This is a genomic window from Pseudomonas sp. PDM19 (genome assembly GCF_014852215.1).
Taxonomy (GTDB): Bacteria; Pseudomonadota; Gammaproteobacteria; order Pseudomonadales; family Pseudomonadaceae; genus Pseudomonas.
On record NZ_JACVBG010000001.1, the window covers coordinates 1,276,340 to 1,291,315 of the forward strand.

General features: G+C 66.3%; 12 protein-coding genes. 8 read left to right on the forward strand and 4 right to left on the reverse strand.

Features of this window, described 5'->3' with window-relative positions; translation table 11 throughout:
- Positions 1-42 precede the first annotated feature (42 nt).
- Complete coding sequence (gene aspT, locus IB273_RS05510; RefSeq protein ID WP_192223468.1) at positions 43-1,731, forward strand: aspartate-alanine antiporter; 1,689 nt, start codon at positions 43-45, stop codon at positions 1,729-1,731.
- Between the two features lie 42 nt (positions 1,732-1,773).
- Here aspT and IB273_RS05515 read toward each other — a convergent pair whose 3' ends face one another.
- Complete coding sequence (locus tag IB273_RS05515) at positions 1,774-2,178, reverse strand: glycine zipper domain-containing protein (protein WP_081520013.1); 405 nt, start codon at positions 2,176-2,178, stop codon at positions 1,774-1,776.
- Positions 2,179-2,460: 282 nt separating this feature from the next.
- On the opposite strand from IB273_RS05515, the gene IB273_RS05520 reads away from it, so the two are divergent.
- The 6 genes from IB273_RS05520 to IB273_RS05545 all read left to right on the forward strand — a co-directional run bounded on the left by IB273_RS05520 (position 2,461) and on the right by IB273_RS05545 (position 10,119).
- The gene (locus tag IB273_RS05520; protein WP_151187161.1) at positions 2,461-3,183 is read left to right on the forward strand and encodes a hypothetical protein; all 723 of its coding nucleotides are present in this window, start codon (positions 2,461-2,463) and stop codon (positions 3,181-3,183) included.
- Between the two features lie 333 nt (positions 3,184-3,516).
- Positions 3,517-5,343, forward strand: a complete 1,827-nt coding sequence (locus IB273_RS05525; RefSeq protein WP_192223469.1) for a monovalent cation:proton antiporter-2 (CPA2) family protein — start codon at positions 3,517-3,519, stop codon at positions 5,341-5,343.
- A gap of 11 nt (positions 5,344-5,354) precedes the next feature.
- Positions 5,355-6,458: an AI-2E family transporter gene (locus tag IB273_RS05530; RefSeq protein ID WP_192210619.1), complete on the forward strand. Its 1,104-nt coding sequence runs from the start codon at positions 5,355-5,357 to the stop codon at positions 6,456-6,458.
- A 13-nt stretch (positions 6,459-6,471) separates the two neighbouring features.
- Complete coding sequence (locus IB273_RS05535; RefSeq protein WP_192223470.1) at positions 6,472-7,992, forward strand: efflux transporter outer membrane subunit; 1,521 nt, start codon at positions 6,472-6,474, stop codon at positions 7,990-7,992.
- On the forward strand, positions 7,989-9,113 hold the full coding sequence (locus IB273_RS05540) for an HlyD family secretion protein (RefSeq protein WP_192223471.1): 1,125 nt from the start codon (positions 7,989-7,991) through the stop codon (positions 9,111-9,113). The genes IB273_RS05535 and IB273_RS05540 overlap by 4 nt, the downstream gene beginning before the upstream one ends.
- The gene (locus IB273_RS05545) at positions 9,103-10,119 is read left to right on the forward strand and encodes a DUF2955 domain-containing protein (protein WP_192223472.1); all 1,017 of its coding nucleotides are present in this window, start codon (positions 9,103-9,105) and stop codon (positions 10,117-10,119) included. The genes IB273_RS05540 and IB273_RS05545 overlap by 11 nt, the downstream gene beginning before the upstream one ends.
- Here the strand turns inward: IB273_RS05545 and IB273_RS05550 are convergent.
- Positions 10,116-11,843, reverse strand: a complete 1,728-nt coding sequence (locus tag IB273_RS05550) for a SulP family inorganic anion transporter (RefSeq protein ID WP_192223473.1) — start codon at positions 11,841-11,843, stop codon at positions 10,116-10,118. The two genes, IB273_RS05545 and IB273_RS05550, sit on opposite strands and share 4 nt — an antisense overlap.
- Positions 11,844-12,022: 179 nt before the next feature.
- Here IB273_RS05550 and IB273_RS05555 point away from each other — a divergent pair, with 179 nt between their 5' ends.
- Positions 12,023-12,697, forward strand: coding sequence for a MarC family NAAT transporter (locus tag IB273_RS05555; RefSeq protein ID WP_192210616.1), 675 nt, complete (start codon positions 12,023-12,025; stop codon positions 12,695-12,697).
- A 44-nt stretch (positions 12,698-12,741) separates the two neighbouring features.
- On the opposite strand, the gene IB273_RS05560 is transcribed toward IB273_RS05555, so the two are convergent.
- Positions 12,742-13,635: an amino acid ABC transporter substrate-binding protein gene (locus IB273_RS05560; RefSeq protein WP_192223474.1), complete on the reverse strand. Its 894-nt coding sequence runs from the start codon at positions 13,633-13,635 to the stop codon at positions 12,742-12,744.
- Positions 13,632-14,969 (reverse strand): putrescine-ornithine antiporter, encoded by a 1,338-nt coding sequence (gene potE / locus IB273_RS05565; protein ID WP_192223475.1) that lies wholly within the window; start codon positions 14,967-14,969, stop codon positions 13,632-13,634. The genes IB273_RS05560 and potE overlap by 4 nt, the downstream gene beginning before the upstream one ends.
- Between the last annotated feature and the right edge of the window lie 7 nt (positions 14,970-14,976).

Below are 14,976 nucleotides of genomic sequence, written 5' to 3' on the forward strand. Positions count from 1 at the left end.
CGGCTTTTCAACTGCAGCCCATTACGAGAGGGAGATTCGTCGATGGTCGACTTCGTGTTGCATGCATTGCGCGCCAACCCTGAGATAGCGGTCTTCCTGGCCATCGCGCTGGGCGTGCTCCTGGGCCGCGTACGCATCGGCGAATTTCACCTGGGATCGGTGGCTGGTGCTCTGCTGATGGGCTTGCTGATCGGTCAGATCGGCCTGGAAGTGCCGCACGTGCTGAAGTCGGTATTCTTCGCGCTGTTCATCTACGCCGTGGGCTTCAAGAGCGGGCCGGAGTTCTTCGGCAGCCTCAACCGCGGCACGGTCAAACTGGTCGTGCTGTCCGTCGTCCTGTGCGCCACCGCACTGGCCACCATCCTGGTCATGAACCGAATCTTCCAGTTCGACGCGGGTTTTACCGCCGGGCTGGGAGCCGGCGCGTTGACCGACACGGCCATCATGGGGACCGCCAGCAGCGCGATAGCACAACTGGCCATCGATGAAGCGGCGAAATCCCAGCTCAACAGCCACATGGCGGTCGCTTACGCCATTACCTACGTGTTCGGCACCATCGGGCTCGTGGTCTTCGTCGGCAGCATCGCCCCCAGGCTGCTGCGGGTCGACCTGAAGGAGTCGGCGAGGGAGCTGGAGCGTCAACTAGGCATCGAACGGGAAGAGAACGCCATCAGCATTCCCTACACCCGCATCGTCGTGCGCGCCCACTGCCTGAGCGTGCCCGCCGCCGTTGGCCAGCGCATCCAGGACATCGAAGCGCTTCACGCGTCACTGAGTATCGAGCGGGTCATTCGCAACGGGCAGATTCTGGAGCGTTCAGCGGACCTGAAGCTCAGCGCCGGCGACATACTCGCGGTCTATGCCTTGCGCGAGGCCGTGCCCGAGCTGAGCCAATGGATAGGCCCGGAAATCGACAACCCGGAAAGCATGTCGTTTCCCACCCGCGATGCCGGCATCGTGCTCACCTCCCGCAAGCTGGCCGGCAAGACCATTCACCAGATCAAGGCCATGCTGATCGGCGCCGAGCGCATGGGCTGCTATATCCGCACCATCACCCGCCAGGGGCTGGAGCTGCCACTGCTGCCCGAAACGGTGCTGCACCGGGGCGATGTCATTACGCTGGTGGGCCGTACCGCGAGTGTCGAGGCCCTGGCCGAGCAGATCGGTCGCATCCGCACAAGCAACTGCAAGAGCGACATTGCCATCCATGCCCTGGGGATGGTGATCGGCTCCCTGGTCGGCATGCTCTCGACCCATATCGGCATGATTCCCATCGAGCTGGGCATCGGCGGCGGCGTGCTGCTGGCGGGGCTGCTGATCGGCTGGTTCAACTCGCGTCATCCCGAGCTCGGTGCGCTGCCTCCGGCCGCACAATGGGCGTTCTCCGAGTTCGGCCTGACAGCATTCGGTGCCGTCGTCGGCTTGCTGGCAGGACCCGCCGCCATCACCGCCATCCAGGAGCAAGGCGCCGCCCTGCTGGTCGCGGGAGCGATCGTCACGATCATTCCGCCGCTGGTGACGCTCTATTTCGGTCGCTACGTCCTGGGGCTCCACCCGATGATCCTGTTCGGTGCCCTGGCCGGCGCCCAGACGGAGGCCGCATCGATGAACAAGATCATCGAGCAATCCGGCAGCAACACCCCGGTCGTCGGCTTCACGGTCTGCTACGCCATTTCGAACGTGCTGCTGGCAGTCTGCGGCCCCATCATCGTGGCCCTGACCACGTCCTGAGAGGCAGATTGCCAGAGCGCAGGAGCGCGCCGGCAATGGCGGTCAATGATGGTGCTTGTGCTTGTGGTGGTTGTCGTGGTGGTCATGGCCATCGTCGGCCAGGTTGTTGCCGATGGCGCTGCCCGCCGCGCCACCGAGACCCGCGCCCACAAGGCCGCCAGTAGATCCGCCCACCTTGCTCCCGACCACCTGGCCGCCCGCCGCACCGAGGCCGCCACCAATGGCCGCTTCGGTCTTCTTCCCGTCCTTCGCCGACATCGCGCCGCCTGCCGCCCCGCCGACCCCGGCGCCGATCGCCGCACCAGTGCTACCACCGACGGCATTGCCCACCACGCTCCCCAGAGCGCCTCCAATACCGCCTCCGACCGCCGTGGTCGTGGTCTCGCCGGCCATGACGCCTTGTGACGCCAGGATGGTAAAAGCAAGTGCTGAGAGGGACTTCCGCATCATCGACTCCAGAAACTGTATACAAGACAACCAGTCTGAAGGACGCGGAAATCGCGGACAAATCGACCTTCGCGGTTCATGGACCTGAGTCAATCAATCGGTCCGTTCTTCCCCCGCCTGTCGCTTGGGCCAACTCTTGCTCGATGTGAATCAATCAGCGGGTTGCGTACATTTCCCCCTGGGCGCTCCCTGCGACAACTTCGAAAGCATTTGGCACGAGCCCGACTATTCTTCTGTGCGTATGGCCTGCCGGAACTCCGATGGGCAACAAGGAGACGCTTCTTGAATCGGACTCGACTGCTCATCGCATCCTGCCTGTCGCTGATTTCATTCTTCGCTCATGCCCAGGTGGCTTTTCTCCAGGGCCGTCTCTACGAGCTTCGCCGCGATACTTCGCCAGCCACCTGCACCGAATGGCCGAACGGGCTCCCGGACGGTGTCTGGGGCAATGGCGGCGAATACGTTCCCGATGGCGATCACCTGAGCGCCAATGGCGACGTGCTGATCACTTCGGCGATCTACAAGCCCACGGGTGTTCGCGTTTCTCACACCTTCTATAAAAGCCGGCAGTCGTGTCTGGCGGACCTTTCCCCACAACCGATGACGGCTGCCGCGAAGAACGATGGCCAGGGCAGCTACGTCGACAGGCTGCAGCAGGATTTCGGTAGCCGCCTGTATTTCAGCTCCGCCGAGGCGGAGGCCCTGGTGAAGAAGATCAATATCGACTGCAAGGCTCCCGATGGCCGCTACCTGCCGCTCTACAACGCACTTCTGGCGCGTCTGGACGAAGCCAGCACGCCCGACGCCTGGATGGAGACCAGCGTGGTCAACACCGGCAAGAAGCTGCGGGTGTTCGACAGCGTGCGGCTGAAAAGTGGCAAGGAACTCACCCCTCAGTTGACCCTGGAAATCAACGAGTTCGGCGGATACGAAACCCACGGCGTACGCCCGCAGGCGCTGTCGAACGCCTGCTTTGGCAGCTACGGTCCGATCTGGAAGCTCTAGTTTTCCCCGAACCATCGTAAGTATTTGAATCTGCTGGAGTTGCCTTTCTAGGTGGGCGATAGCGACTTAAGCTCGCCGGCCGGCAAAAAGCTGCGGATCACCCATACTCATTTCTCACCGATCAGCACTCGCCAGGTCCTCCACAACGTGAGGCCTGTGCGATGCGTGTGCCTGAGCGGCGCAGTAGCAGATGCAAGCCCCCTGCTCTCTTTCCCCAGAGAAGCCCTGGGAGCGGGGTGACGTGGCAGCCAGGAAGCAGCCGGCGGGAGAACACCTGCCGGGCAGTATCGACAGGGCCAAGTGGCCCGCAAGGAACCACAAGAGGGCTGATGAATGCCACATGACGGGAGCCTGCTGCAGGCGACGGTAATCTTCCTGCTGACGGTCGTCATTCTCGTACCCCTGGCGCAACGCCTGAAGTTGGGCGCCGTGCCGGGGTATCTGCTGGCCGGCATCCTGATCGGCCCGTCCGTGCTGGGCCTGGTCAGCCACCCGGAGAACGTCAGCCGCCTCTCTGAGATGGGCGTGGTGATGCTGCTGTTCATCATCGGCCTGGAGCTTTCCCCGCGGCGCCTGTGGATGATGCGCCGCTCGCTGTTCGGCGTAGGGTCGCTGCAGGTAGGGCTGACGGCCCTGGTACTCGGGCTGATCGCCTTCCTGCTGTTCGGCCAGTCACCTGCCGCTGCCGTGGTACTGGGTGTGGGCCTGGCGCTTTCTTCCACCGCTTTTGGCCTGCAGGTGCTCGCCGAGCGCAAGGAACTGGGCAAACCCCATGGCCGGCTGGCTGTCGGCATCCTCCTGTTCCAGGACATCGCGGCCATTCCGTTGATCGCCGTGGTGCCGTTGCTGGCGGGCAGCGGCGACCCTTCCAACGAAGGCGTGCGCCCTTTGCTGACGGTCGCCGTGGGCATCGGCATCGTGATCATCGGCGGCCGTTACCTGCTGCGTCCGGTGTTCACCTGGGCGGTCGGCTCGGGCTTGCGCGAGCTTTCCACCGCCACCGCACTGCTGGTGGTACTGGGCACCGCCTGGATCATGGAGCACGTCGGTGTCTCCATGGCGCTGGGCGCGTTCCTCGCCGGCATGCTGATGGCCGAGTCGCAGTTCCGCCATGAACTGGAATCCCAGATCGAGCCGCTCAAGGGCCTGTTGCTCGGATTGTTCTTCGTTGGCGTGGGCATGACTGCCGACCTCAGCCTGCTGGTCGGTGCGCCGCTGCTGGTACTGGGCCTGACGGTGCTGCTGGTGGGCATCAAGCTGCCGTTGCTGTTCGGCCTTGGGCGCTTCACCGGCGGACTGGAACGTTCCGAGGCGCTCTGCCTGGGCGTGGTGCTGGCGTCGGGTGGCGAATTTGCCTTCGTGGTGTTCAAGCTGGCCCTGGATCACCAACTCCTGGAGCAGCGGGTCCACGACGTGCTGGTCCTGGTCATTACCCTGTCGATGGCCGTGGTGCCTCTGGTGATGATGGCGCTGGCCCGTCAGTTGCGCGGCGATGCGTCCGTCGGCGAGGTGCCGGATGGGCCGCCGGAAGTCAGCGGCGAGCCGCGCGTGGTGATAGCCGGCATGGGCCGTATGGGGCGGGTGGTCGCCAACCTGCTGCAGGCCCAGGGTGTGCCGGTGGTGGCGCTGGATACCTCGATGGACGCCATCGTTCGCCAAGGCAAGGAAGGTCGCGTGCCGGTGTACTACGGCGACCCGACGCGGCCGGAAATCCTCCACGCCGCCAAGGTCGGCGAGGCGGAACTGGTGATAGTCGCCACCGACGACCCGCAGATCAACCTGAACACCGTGGACGCCCTCTCCCGCCTCTACCCCAGGACCCGGGTGATCGCCCGCGCACTGAACCGCCAGCAGGTCCTGCAATTACTCGACCGGGGCGCCAACCCGGTGCGCGAGACTTTCCACTCCAGCCTGGAGATGGGCCGCCGCGCCTTTATCGAACTGGGCGTGAGCGAGGAACAGGCCGCTGCCTGGGTGCGCCGCTACCAGTTGCAGGAAGTGCAATCGCTGCTGGAACTGCACCGCCAGGGCCGCGACGACGAACCGGGTGGCTGTTTCGCCGACGATGGCAGCGGCCTTGCCGGTGTCACTCCACCCACCCCACAACCACCCGAACCACCCCAACCAGGCGCCGAACAGCGCAATGACCGTCCCGCCTGAGGAGAACAGCCATGCAACCAGGATTCAAGCTCGACGGAGCCCTCTCCCAGGGCATGCTCGACATACTCATCAAGGCCGGGCTGGTCGCCGCCCTGGTGATCTTCTCCTTCGAGGTGTTCCAGCCGTTCCTCGAACTGATGCTGTGGTCGGTGATCCTCGCGGTCACCCTCTATCCCGTGCTGGGCAGGATCAAGGCACGCACCGGGCTGAAGGATGGCCACGCCGCCACCCTGCTGGTGCTGTTCGTGCTGCTGGTGCTGATTGTGCCGATCTACCTGATGGCAATGTCCATCACCGAGTCCGCCGGCAGCGTCGGCGACATCCTCAAGAGCGGCACCCTGCACGTGCCGGCGCCCCAGCCTTCGGTGGCCGAGTGGCCGCTGATCGGTCCGCGCGTCTATGACCTCTGGCTGGCCGCCTCCACCAGCCTCACCGATGTGCTGCGCGGCCTGATGCCCAACATCAAGGACGCCGGGCGCATGCTGCTGGGCGCCGCCGCCAGTGCCGGCGGGGCCTTCCTGCTGTTCGTCGGCGCCATCATCATCTCCGGCATCATCATGGCCTTCGGCGAGATGGGCACCATCGCCGCGCAGCGCATCGCCCAGCGGATTTCCGGTGCGGAACGCGGCCTGCACATCGCCGCGCTGTGTACCGCAACGATCCGTGCAGTGGCCCTGGGGGTGATCGGCATCGCCTTCATCCAGATGTTGCTGATCGGCATCGGCTTCGTCATCAAGGGCATCCCCGGCGCGGGCATCCTCGCGCTGATCGTGCTGGTGCTGGGCATCGCCCAGGCACCGGCGAGCCTGGTCACCCTGCCAGTCATCATCTATGTGCTGAGTACCGAAGGTTTCACCGGCACGACCATCGTGTTCGCCATCTATATCTTCGTCGCCGGGCTCGCCGACAACGTACTCAAGCCGCTGCTGCTCGGGCGCGGCGTCGACGTGCCGATGCCGGTGGTGCTGATCGGCGCCCTCGGCGGCATGGTGGTCAAGGGCATCATCGGCCTGTTCCTCGGCCCGGTGATCCTCGCCGTGACCTACAAGCTGTTCTGGCAATGGGTGGACCAGCAGGTGCCGAAGATGGACAAGCCCGCCACGCCGGCCGAATGACCCAGGGATCGCCATGGCAGAGCGCGTCACACGCGGCATCCTGATCATCGCCGCCCTGCTGGGCGGCTGCACCCAGGTCGGCCCGGACTACCAGAAGCCAGAGCAGCCGTGGCTGAACGGCTGGAACACGCCGCTGCTGGAGCAGGCCGGCCAGCGTGCGGCTGCGCCGGATTTCAGCCGCTGGTGGACGGTCTTCGCCGACCCGACCCTGGATGCCCTGATCGCCGAGGCCGACGCGCACAACACCAGCCTGCGCGTGGCCGGCCTGCGCATCGCCGAGGCGCGCGCACAACTGGCCATCGCCGAGACCGGACGCTATCCGCAGTTGCAGCAGATCAGCGCCGACAGCCTCTACCTCAAGCAGAACCAGCACGGCGCGCCGAGCGCACGGGACTCGGTGTTCTGGCAATCCAGCGTGGGTTTCGACATCGGCTGGGAGATCGATTTCTGGGGCCGCTTCAGCCGCGCCATCGAATCGGCTGACGCGGTGTATTTCGCCTCCCAGGCCAACTACGCCGACGCCATGGTGCTGCTGCGCGCGCAGGTCGCCGACACCTACTTTGGCCTGCGCACCGCCGAGGCGCGCCTGGATATCGCCCGCGAGAACGCCAGGCGCCAGGAGCGCAGCCTGGAAATCACCGAGCGGCTGTTCCGCCACGGAGAAAACGACGAGCTGGACTGGCAGCAGGCGCGTACCCAGTACCTGGCGACCAAAGCGACCATCCCCGAATTCGAGAACCAGGTGAACGCTCTGCGCAACATCCTCTGCGCCCTCCTCGGCCGCCCGCCGGGCGAGATGCCGGAGCTGCTCGCGCGCCACGGCCAGTTGCCGATGCCCAACGGGGCGATTCTCCAGGATGTGCCGGCCAGCCTGTTGCAGCGCCGCCCGGACATCCGCGCCGCCGAACAGGCGGTGGCCGCGCAGTCGGCGCTGGTGGGCGTCGCCGAGGCCGACCTGTACCCGTCGCTGAGCCTGATCGGCAGCCTCGGCTGGAGCTTCGTCTCGGCCAGCAACCTGCCCGACAGCTTCAACCTCGCCGCCGGCCCGAGCCTGATCTGGAACCCCTTCGACTACGGCCGGCGCAAGAACGCCGTACGCGTGGAAGATGCGCGCCTGCAGCAACTGATCGAGCTGTACCAGCAGGATGTGCGCAACGCCGCGCGCGAAGCCGACGACGCTGCCAGTGGCCTGGTGCGCTCGCTGCAGAGCGCCGGCATCCGCGAACAGGCCTCGCAGGCGGCGCAACGCTCGCTGAGCCTCGCCAGCTCGCAGTACCGCGAAGGTTTCGCCGACTTCCAGCGCGTGCTCGATGCCCAGCAACTGCTGCTGCAACAGCAGGACGGCTACCTGGTCAGCCGCGGCAACGCCGTCAGCAGTCTGGTGGCGCTGTACAAGGCGCTCGGCGGCGGCTGGGACAGCCAGCGCGCGCCCATCGATTCCGCTACCCGGCAACAGATGCAGCAACGCACCGACTGGGGTGACCTGCTCGATGAGCCCTCTCCAGCCGCCAAGGATCAAGGAAGCCCGAAATGAGCGACACCCCCGCTACCCCGCCGGCACCGCCCTCGCCTCCCGCCCCCGGCAAATCCGCGCCGGATCGCGGCATGCGCCTGGTGTTGCTGCTGATCGTCGTCAGCCTGGTCTGGTACCTGCTCGCCGATCGCTTCACGCCTTATACCCAGCAGGCGCGGCTGCAGGCCTACGTGGTCGCGGTGAGCGCCGAGGTGGCCGGCCCGGTGAAGCGCGTGGCCGTGGGCAATAACCAGGAAGTGCGCAAGGGTGACGTGCTCTTCGAACTGGACCAGGAGCAGTACCGCATCGCCCTGCAGCGCGCCGAGGCGGACCTGGACACGGTGCGCCGGCAGATCGGCGCGAGCACCGCCGGTATCGACTCCGCCCAGGCTTCGCTCGCCGCCGCCCAGGCCAATGAGCGCAAGGCCCGGCAGGATGCCGAGCGCCTGCAGCGGCTCTACCAGGAAGACCCCGGCACGGTTTCCGTGCGCCGTCTGGAAAGCGCGCAGGCAACCCGCGAACAGGCGGCCAGCCAGGTCGCGGCGGCCCGAGCCGAAGTCGAGCGCGCCCGCGAACAGCAAGGCGGCCACGATGAAGACAACGCCCAGTTGCGCAGCGCCACGGCCAACGTCGCCAAGGCCCGCCTCGATCTTGCCCGCACCACGGTGCGCGCCGACTCCGACGGACTGATCACCGACCTGCGCACCGACGTCGGCCACTATGTCGGCCCCGGCAGCCCGGTGATGACCCTGATCGCCATCCACGACCTGTGGATCAGCGCCGACATGACCGAGAACAATCTCGGCCACCTGCGCAACGGCACCCCGGTGCTGGTGGTGCTCGACTCGCTGCCGGGCGAGCTGCTCACCGGGCGTGTCCGCAGCATCGGCTACGGCGTCAGCGTCGGCCAGGGCACGCCGCCGGGCTCGCTGCCGACGGTGCAGAACAGCCGCGAATGGCTGCGCTCGGCGCAGCGGTTCCCGGTGATAGTCGAGCTGGACCGCGACCAGCTGGAGAGCCCGGCCGGCCTGCGCGTGGGCGGTCAGGCCGAAGTCATGGCGCTGCCCAGCGAAGGCAATCCGCTGAACCTGCTCGGCCGCGTGTTCATGTGGCTGATGAGCTGGCTGTCGTATGCCTATTGAACTGCGTCGCCAACGTGCGCTCCGGCTGGCCTGGGGCACGGCGCTGTGCCTGGCGGCCAGCTACGGAATCGGCATGCCGATCCCGTTCCTCGCCCCCGTGCTTGCCGTGCTCCTGCTGGCGATGCGCGCCCAGGCCCTGCCGCTCAAGGCGGCTCCGGCCCTGGCGGTGCTGGTAATGCTCAGCTGCGGCATCGGCCTGCTGCTGATCCCGCTGCTGCGCCACGCGCCCCTCAGCGGCGTGCTGTTGGTCGGCGTCGGCCTGTACTGCGTGTTCCGCTATGCGCTACGCGGTGGCAACGGCCTGCTGGCGAACCTGCTGGTGATCGGCCTGACCATGATCGCCGCCGCCGGCACCAGCGATTTCACCCTGGCGTTATCGGTGGTCGAGGCGCTGGCCAAGGGCATGCTGCTGGCCGTGCTGAGCACCGCCGTGGCCCACGCCCTGTTCCCGGAGCCCGCGGATGCGCCCTCGCCCCCAGCCCCGCCCCTGCCCAATGAGCAGGAAGCCGGCTGGATCGCCCTGCGCGCCACGCTGATCGTGATGCCCGCCTTCCTCCTGGCGATCATCGCGCCGGACCGTTTCATGCCGCTGATCATGAAGTCGGTGAGCCTCGGCCAGCAGGCGGGGGAAACCCGCGCGCGCCACGCCAGCCGCGAGCTGATCGGCTCCACCCTGCTGGCCGGCGTGCTGGCGATTATGGTGTGGGGCGCCCTGAGCCTGTTCGTGCACCTGTGGACGTTCTTCCTCTGGGTGCTGCTGTTCACCCTCTGGCAAGGCCGTCGGCTGTACGCCGCCGTGGCCACGCGCAAGAGCCCGGCGTACTGGGTCAGCTGCCTGACCACCATGCTGATCCTGCTTGGCCAGTCGGTGGCGGACAGCGCCGGCGGCCAGGACGTCTACCGCGCCTTCGCGATCCGCATGGCGCTGTTCCTCGCGGTGTCGCTCTACGCCAGCGGCATGCTCATCTGGATCGATGGCCGCCGCGCGCGGGCCCGCGCGGCCTAGGGCTTCCAGTCCACGCCGGAATCGGCCAGGTAGGCATCCACGGCGGCGCCCAGCGTCGGGTGAAACGCCGATTCGCCCAGGCCCTCGAACAGCTCGAACTGTTTCATCTTGTCCTTCACCGGGTCCTTCATCTCGGCGAACTGCAGCTCGACGCCCCGCTGCTCCAGCACCTTGTCCAGTTCGGCGAGCATATCGGCAGACGTCACGTCGATACTGGTCACCGGGCTCGCGGCGATCACCAGCCGCTGTACCGGCGTCGGTGACTCGTCCAGCGCCGCCAGCACCTGATTCTGGAACTGCTCGGCGTTGGCGAAGAACAGCGGCGCATCCCAGCGCAGCAGCACCAGTCCGGGTATGCGCCGGGAATTCGGGTAACGCGTTACGTCGTGATAGCCGCGCACTCCATCGACCCGGCCGAGCACCGCATGGTGCGGCCGCCAGCCGTCCCAGAGGAATTCGATCACCGAGATCACCACGGCGATGCAGATGCCGGGTATGGCGCCGAACACCGCCACGCCGACGAAGCAACTGATCGACAGCCAGAACTCCCAGGGCTGCATGCGGTAGATGCGTTTCAGGTCGGCGAACTCGAACAGGCCCAGCGCAGCAGCGATCACCACCGCGGCCAGCGCGCTGTTGGGCAGGTGCTCCATCAGGTTCGGTGCCACCAGCAACAGCAAGGTCACCGCCAGCGCGCCGATGATGCCGGTGAGCTGGGTTTTCGACCCCGCAGCTTCGGCCACCGGGGTACGCGAGGAACTGCTGCTGATGGGGATGCCCTGGAACAGCCCTGAGGCGACATTCGCCACGCCCAGGCCGAACATCTCCTGGTTGGGGTTCACCGGGCTTTTCAGTCGTGCGGCGTAGGTGCGCGACAGCACGCTGGTATCCGCGAAGGAAACCAGGGCCACGGCGACGCCGCCCAGCACCACTTCCACCAGGTCGATATCGGTCACCCAGGGGAAGGCAAACGACGGCAGCCCTTGCGGCAGCTGCCCCAACACCTTGACACCCTGGTTGCCGAGGTCGAACAGGCTGACCGCCAGGGTCGCCAGGATGACCGCGATAAGGATGCCCGGAATACGCTTGTAGGGCTTGAGCAGCAGGATCAGCACCAGACTGCCGGCGCCCACCGCGAAGCTCGTCCAGTTGGCGCGTCCCTCCATCAGTGCCTGGCCCAGTTGCCAGATATCCCGCAGCGGTCCTTCGCTGTCGACCTTCAGGCCGAACAGCTTGGGCAACTGGCTGATCAGCACCGTGAGTGCGATGCCGTTCATGTAGCCATAGCGGATCGGCTTGGACAGCAGTTCGGTGATGAAGCCCAGGCGCAGCAGGCCGGCGATCATGCAAACCGCACCGGACACCAGCGCCATCAGGCTGGCGATGGCAATGGCCCGCTGCGGGTCGCTCGCCGCGTACTGCACCACCACCGCGAGGATCGGCGCGGCCAGCGCCGAATCGGGGCCGAGCACGAGGATCCGGCTCGGCCCGAACAGCGCGTAGGCCAGCAGCGGGATGATGGTCGCGTACAGCCCGTAGATACCGGGCACGCCGGAAGCCTCGGCATAGGCAATCCCCACCGGCACCAGCATGGTGGTCAGCACCAGCCCGGCGGCCAGGTCCCTGGGCAACCAGCTCACCTGGTAGTTGCGCAGGGTGACGAGGCCGGGCAGCCAGCGCTGCCAGTCGAAGCCGGATCGGGATTGCGACGGGGTTTCGGACATCGGGGAAGTGGCTCCTGGCGAAGACGACAAAAGGCCCAGCGAAGCGCCAACCTTATCGTCTACAGCGTAGATCAGCGGCCGTACTGCCAGCGTCGAGCCGGTCACGATAGTTTCCGCGCCGCCGGCGGATTCGCACCTAAACTTCCCCCAGCCGTCCGTCACTGGAGAAACGCCCGCTCATGAGCAGCTTGTTCGACGCCATCCTACTCGGGCTGCTGGCCCTGTTGCCGCTGATCAACCCGCCGACCACGGTCGCGCTGTTCCTTGCGCTGTCCCAGGGTTTCAGCCGCGAAGAGAAGAACCAGCAGGCGCTGCTGACCGCCTGCTACGTGTTCATCATCATGACGCTGACCTACTACATCGGCGAGTTCATCATGGGAGTGTTCAGCATCTCGATTCCGGGCCTGCGCGTCGCCGGCGGCGGCATCCTCTGCATCATCGGCGGACGCATGCTGTTCCCCGCGCCCATGCCCTCCCCTGACTCTCGCGAGGACCTGCCCGAACGCACCAGTTTCGCCTTCATCCCGCTGGCCATGCCCAGCACCGCCGGGCCCGGCACCATCGCGATGATCATCAGCTCCGCGGCCAGCATCAAGCACAGCACCAGCTTCCCGAACTGGGTGATCCTGGTCGCGCCACCGCTGATCTTCCTCTGCACCGGGCTGATTCTCTGGGGCTGCCTGCGCGCCTCGGACCTGATCATGAAGGCCACCGGCAAGTCCGGCATCGACGCCATCTCGCGACTGATGGGCTTCCTGCTGGTGTGCATGGGCGTGCAGTTCGCCATCAATGGCCTGGTGGAGGTCGCGCAGACGCTGATCGACACCAACGCCCATCTGCTTGCGCAACCCTGAAACGCAAGCGGGCAACGAAGTGCCCGCCTGCAATCCGGCCCGGCCTACGGCCGCGAATAGACCTTGAACAGGCTCTGGTCCAGCTCGCTTGGTGCGCCGAAGTACTTGCTGTACAGCGGCACGAAATCGTCAGAGCGATACAGCTCGCTCAGCGCGGTATCCACCTGCAGGCGGAAGTCCTCGTCGCCGCGCGGCATCGCCAATGCAACCGGGGCAAACTCGAAGCGCCGGCTGAGCACCATCAGGTTGGCCCTGCCAGCGCTGTGCTCCACCAGACTGCGCAGGGTCATCTGGTCGTAGAAGAAGGCATCGACCTTGCCGCCCGCGACTGCTTCGACTCCCTCCGTGGGGCCGGCTACGGCCTGCACGGTGACCAGAACCTTGAGCAGGCGCAGGCGTTCGCGCACCCAGGTTTCCACCCTGGTATTGCCGGGCACCGCGAAGGTGTAGGCCGCCAGACCGCGGTTCAGCGTGGCACGCCAGGTCGGGCCGCTCTGGTCCACCTCGCCGTTGAGCGAGCGCACCAGGAAGAACGGCGCATCCTTGCGGACCACCACGCCCAGCCCGGCGGTATACACGGGAAGGGTGAAATCGAGGTCCTGGCGCAGCTTCAAGGTTTCCACCATCGGGCTGCAGAGCAGGTCGACGCCTCCTGCGCCCACCGTTTCCAGCGCCTTGTCGGCGCTCAGCGCGACGAAGCGCACCTGCAGTTGCGCCAGACCCGGCTGGGTCCGCAACTGGTCGGCGACCTTCTGGCACAGGTCGATGCCGTAGCCGACGGCGCCCTCGCCTTCGCTGGCGGAGAACGGCGGGCGCTCCGGCAGGTAGCCCAGGGTCAGGGTATGGCTGCTGCGGATGCGTTCCAGGGTCTGGGCCGGAGCCACCAGCGGCAACGCGGCAGCCAGCAGGAGGATGGCGCGGGGGAGCCAGCGGTTCATGGCCGGGCCTCCACGTTGAGCTTCGCCTGCGGATCGATGAAGCGGTCGGCAATGTAGCCGAACATCAGGTAGCCCACCGCCGTGACCAGCATGCCGCCGAACACCGCTTCCATCCCCGAGGCGTACAGCGCGTAGAAGCTGTACACCATGGCGATCAGCAACGCCGCCACGTTGCGGTGGTGCGGGAAGCCGGTCACTCCGGCCTTCTGCATGATCACCAGCAGCGCCGACAGCGCGGTGATGTACGGCACGATGTTGGTCACCGCGGCCAGGCTGACCAGCTTGCCGAACTGCTCCGAGGCGTTGGGCGAGATGGTCGACACCGCCATGGCGCTCTGCAGCGCGGCGTTGGCCACCAGCCCGAGGATCGGTGCGCCGAGCAGCGTCACCTTGCTGAACAGGCGGGGGAACATGTGCTGGTCGGCGGTGACCTTGGCCGTCTGTGCCAGGGTGAACTGCCAGCCCAGCAGCGAGCCGACGCAGGCCATCACCGCCAGCGCCATGATGATGTTGCCCACCACCGGATTGAACATCCGCGCATAGACGAAGGCGAACGGCGCGCTGGAATTGGCCAACTCCGGGTTCGGCACTATGCCCATGATCACCGTCGTCGACAGCACGTAGACCACCGCCGCACCCAGGGTGCCCAGCAGGCAGGCCAGCGGCACGTTGCGCTTGGGGTTCTCCACGGCGTCGGAGTTCTGCGCCGCCGACTCCATGCCGAGGAAGGCCCAGAGGGTCAGCGGAATGCTCTGGGTGATGGCGTCGCCCATGGCGATGTTGTTCGGATTCCAGGCAGCGTCGAACACCTGCCTGTCGAACCAGAACCAGCCGATGATCGACAGGCCCGCCACCGGGATGATCACCCCCCAGACCGTGATGGAGCCGATCTGCCCGGTCACCTTGGGGCCACCGAAGTTGGCCAGGGTGGTCAGCCAGATCAGCGCCACGCTACCGATGAACAGCGGCATGGCGCCGGTTCCCAGCCAGGGAATGAAGGGTGTCAGGTAGCCCACTGCGGAGATGGCGATAGCCACGTTGCCGATGGCCAGCGACAGGAAATACAGGTAGGAGCAGAGGAAGAACGCCGACTTGCCGTGGGCTTCCTCGGTATACGCCGACATGCCGCCCGAGCGGGTGCAGTAGATGCCACACTGGGCGAAGCAGTAGGCGATGGCCATCGAGCCGATGGCGGTGATGATCCAGGACAGCAGGGAGATCGCCCCCAGCTGCGCCATGCTGGTGGGCAGCATGATGATGCCCGACCCCATCATGTTGACCGCGACCAGGGTGGTGAGCCCGGTCAGGGTCATCTTCTTGCCGGATGCTTCCATTTGCATG